Below are 3,959 nucleotides of genomic sequence, written 5' to 3' on the forward strand. Positions count from 1 at the left end.
GCAGCCACGACTACCAGATCCTCGCGACCGAGGGATACCAGAGCAGCGGAAACTCCAACATCACGGTCGGCGGCTCCACCTCCGGTGGCGGCGGCTCCACGCCGCCTCCGACCGGCGGTGGCGGCGGCTGCACCGCGACGCTGTCCGCCGGTCAGTCGTGGAGCGACCGGTACAACCTCAACGTCTCGGTCAGTGGCTCGAACAACTGGACCGTGACGATGAACGTGCCGTCCCCGGCGAAGATCATCGCCACCTGGAACATCAGCGCCAGCTACCCCAGTTCCCAAGTGCTGACCGCCAAGCCCAACGGCAGCGGCAACAACTGGGGTGTGACGATCCAGCACAACGGCAACTGGACCTGGCCCACGGTCTCCTGTAGCGCGAGCTGATTCCGCACAACCCGCAACACCGCACTCACGGCGCGGCGGCCTCCTGGCCGCCGCGCCACCCTGCTGCCGATCGTCGCGCTGCGGACCCGGCCGGTGGAGACCTTCGCCGCCGACCCGATGGCATGACGTCTTCTTCGACGTCGACGGCACGCTGATGGATGCCTTGGACAACCAGCGGCGAGTTCGGGCGGCCTGGGCGGGCGACTCCGTCGCAAGCCAGACCGGGACCTCTCCGACTGCATTCAGGCCGGCAGTCGGGACGTTTGCCGAGGCCAAAATACGCCGGATGGCGTCCGTTTCCTGTCTGTGGCGTCGTGGCCGCGTGCGAGGGAATTGATGAATTCCATCATGCGACCTGGGTCGATGCCACTGAAATCCGGAGACAACGGCCCTGTTCCCGGGGATTGCGCTTCCGTCGAGATCGGCCAAGGCTCGGCCCCGCCTCGGCGCCTCCAGGGTCTGACGCAGACGGGGCACCTGAGCGGCCGGGACATCCAGTTCTCTCAACCGCGGATGTGTCCATCACCCCATGCATGTGCTACGGTCTATCCAGTTGCAGTTGCGGTACCCATGAAACTTGTGTGCGCCTGGCGGGATGTGACCTTCAGGCGCATTTTGTTTTTCCGGCCATCTCCGGAGGGGCCTCATCCGGCGACGCGGAATCTGTGCAGTGCGGATTCCGGTTCGGTCCCTATTCAAGGAGATTCATCATGGCTGTCGGAATCGTGAAGTGGTTCAACGCGGAAAAGGGCTTCGGCTTCATCGAGCAGGAGGGTGGCGGCCCCGACGTCTTCGCCCACTACTCGAACATCGCCGCCCGGGGATACCGCGAGCTGCACGAGGGCCAGAAGGTGTCGTTCGACATCACCCAGGGCCAGAAGGGCCCCCAGGCCGAGAACATCGTTCTCGCCTGACCCAGGTCCGCATCGTGATTCGGGGTCCGCGCTCGACAAGCGCGGGCCCCGACTCATGTCGGGCAGACGCTCCGTCGTGCTGCAGCTCGTCGCTCCTGCGAGCGCCGCTGCCCGGTCTGGGCAGGTGAGCTTCTGCCGAGGTCGGATGAAGAATCAGGTCCTGGCCCCGAGGGAGGACGCCGGCGTGTGGGCGCCCGCCGACGTGCCGCCGGCGGAGCTGTACTCGCGCGACGCGCTTCCCCTACGTCGCATCTGTCTCAGAGTTTGTGCAGCTTCTTGTATGGGGTCATGATTCGTTCCTGCTGTGATCGGAAATCGACGATCACAGCCACCCCATCCTCTACTTCCAAGACCACGCCGAGACCGTACCGATCATGGGTGACCTGGTCGTTCACACTGAACTGCTCGACAGGCGGGGCGGGAGGCGGGGGTTTGAAGGGACTGGTGGGCAGGTGACGGCGGGACGCGCCGCTGGCTGGCTTCATTCCCTCCAGTATGGGCTGCTCGCCGAGCCGCTTACAACCAACCTCGCGCCTTGAGACGCTGTCTTCGTCCCATGCAACGGTCTGCTTCGGCGGCCTGTGGTGGCGGAGGAAGCTCACCGGCAGGTGCCGGCGAAGCGATCCAAACCTGCCTCAGCCTGCGGGGATGCTCGCTGCTCACGCTCGCCGGAGCGGTAGGCGGAACAGAAGATCGGCCGTCACTCAGGGCCGCCAGGCGTCCTGGTAGTCGGTGTGCCAGTTGTAGGCGGACGCTTCCAGTTTCAGCAGGTGCTCCGCCTGGGCGTGCTCTTCGAGCGCCAGGTAGAGCTCGTTGACGAGCACGGACTCCAGGAAATCCACCCGGTCCCGCTTCGCGGCCAGGTCCCGCTCCGCTTTGTGCGGGTTGCGCTCCCCGGCGTCCGAGGCCCCGTTGGCCTGGTCAAGACCCTCGTTGATGCGGGCACGCAGGAACGCGATCAACCGCTGGAACACGGTTTCCGCCTGGTGTGCACGGGCCCGGCGCGCGTCGGCCACGATCTCGCGGTAGCGCGCGGCCAGGGCGGGCTCGTCCGTGCTCATGAGGTCCGGCCGAGAGAATCGCCGCAGGAGTACTCCTCCGTCGATCGGTTCTTCGTCGTCGGCGGCCAGGGCGTCCCCGAGGAGTTCTGCCGCGAGCAGGGGGCGGTTGCGGACCAGCTCCAGGAGCGTCCCCCGATTGATCGTTGTCATGGCCAGGAGGTTACATGGAGTAGTCACATACGCGCCAAGGGTGGCTGACGTGGCCTGAGGTGATTTCCTTCCCTCCGGTGGAAGCTCTCTTCAACCAAGTGGGTCTTGATGACACGATCACGGGTTCGTTTCGTTCGCCAGCCGGGCGCCGCGGACCACGTGGAGTCTGATTTGTAGACGCATCGACGGGGTTTCTGGAACGACGCACTCTCTACCGGAGTGTCCGTGATTTGCCTGTTGATGACATCGGTACGGCACGGCCGAATCGCGCTTGCGGCCGCGACGGCGGTGGCGCTCGTCCCCGCCACCTCCGCCGCCGCCCGCCCCGTGAAGGACAAGACCCTCACGCAGAACGCCCTGTACAAGGCCGGAGTGCTGCCCACCACCGTGTGCCCGGAAAAACCCATCAAGAAGCTCGACCCGAAATCGGCGAGCAGTTACCTCAACGGCGTCCTCACGTGCCTCAACCGGACCTGGGCCAGGGAATTCAAGGCGGCGGGCCTGAAGTGGTCCACGCCCAAGGTCGTGTACGCCTACCAAGGCGCCGGCGAAATTTCTCAGCCGCGGCGCGAGCCACTGGAAGGACACACTGAAGCTGGCCAGGAAGGCCGCCGCGAAGCTCGTCTCGGCCTACCCGCGGCACGCCTGAACGGGGTACGGCCGGGGAGGGAAGGCCTCCCCGGCCGTGCGGTCATATCAGGGGGTCACCGGCCGGGTCGCCGCAGAGGTGGCGGTGGCCTGCGCGTAGGCCTTCGCCGACACGGTCACCCGTACGGCGACACGGGCGCCGTGGTCGTGGCCCGTGAGGTCATAGGTCCGCCCCGTGGCGCCCCTGACGGGGACGCCGTCGCGCAGCCACTGGTAGGTGACCTTCTCGGGCGACGGCGTCCACGTGCCGGGTGACGCCTTCAACGTGCGGCCGATCTTGGGCGTTCCGGTCACGGCCGGCGGTTCGGCCGAGGTGAACGTCCCCGGCGCGACCGGCGCGGTGGCCGCCGACCGTGCCGACGTGGCCGTGAAGTACGGGTCGTCGACGGTCACCTCGACGAGCACGCTCTTGCCGAGGTCTTCGACACCTGGCCGGTACGTGGACTCGGTGGCCCCGGAGACGGCCGTGCCGTCCACGTACCACTGGTAGGTGAAGCCCGCCACCTGCCGTGACCAGGTGCCGGGAGAGGCGGCGAGCTCGCCGCCGACCTTGGCGGACCCGCTGATCACCGGCGGCGTGGTGCTGGACACCGGCGACCGCTGCGCGTCGTGCAGGTCGACGTCGGCGGCGCGGACGAAGACCTGGCGGTGGGCGTACCAGAGTTGGTAGTAGCGGTCCTGTCCTTTGAGGTCGGTGCGGTCGCCGGGGGCGGATCCGTTGAATGTGGTCGCGCGGTAGTAGTCGGTGGCGACGTCGTCGTCGCTGACGGCGTAGGTCTGCCCGACCGGGACCTTGT

The 3,959-nt window shown here is 67.0% G+C and carries 4 protein-coding genes and 1 pseudogene; 2 read left to right on the plus strand and 3 right to left on the minus strand.

Annotated features, from left to right (window positions below):
- Both B1L11_RS44115 and B1L11_RS44120 read left to right on the plus strand, forming a co-directional pair.
- A pseudogene (locus B1L11_RS44115) lies at window positions 1–389 on the plus strand (glycoside hydrolase family 11 protein); the annotation flags it as partial.
- A gap of 710 nt (window positions 390–1,099) precedes the next feature.
- Window positions 1,100–1,303, plus strand: coding sequence for a cold-shock protein (locus B1L11_RS44120; RefSeq protein ID WP_079321079.1), 204 nt, complete (start codon window positions 1,100–1,102; stop codon window positions 1,301–1,303).
- A 257-nt stretch (window positions 1,304–1,560) separates the two neighbouring features.
- Here the strand turns inward: B1L11_RS44120 and B1L11_RS44125 are convergent, their stop codons facing one another.
- The 3 genes from B1L11_RS44125 to B1L11_RS47720 form a co-directional block, all read right to left on the minus strand.
- On the minus strand, window positions 1,561–1,788 hold the full coding sequence (locus B1L11_RS44125) for a hypothetical protein (RefSeq protein WP_079321081.1): 228 nt from the start codon (window positions 1,786–1,788) through the stop codon (window positions 1,561–1,563).
- A gap of 219 nt (window positions 1,789–2,007) precedes the next feature.
- A complete protein-coding gene (locus B1L11_RS44130) occupies window positions 2,008–2,514 on the minus strand; it encodes a hypothetical protein (RefSeq protein WP_079321080.1) in 507 nt (168 codons plus the stop codon).
- A 696-nt stretch (window positions 2,515–3,210) separates the two neighbouring features.
- Window positions 3,211–3,959 (minus strand): hypothetical protein (locus B1L11_RS47720; RefSeq protein ID WP_218671705.1); only part of this gene is annotated, 749 nt, incomplete at its 5' end.

It is taken from the genome of Microbispora sp. GKU 823, from assembly GCF_002027145.1.
Lineage (GTDB): Bacteria > Actinomycetota > Actinomycetes > Streptosporangiales > Streptosporangiaceae > Microbispora > Microbispora siamensis.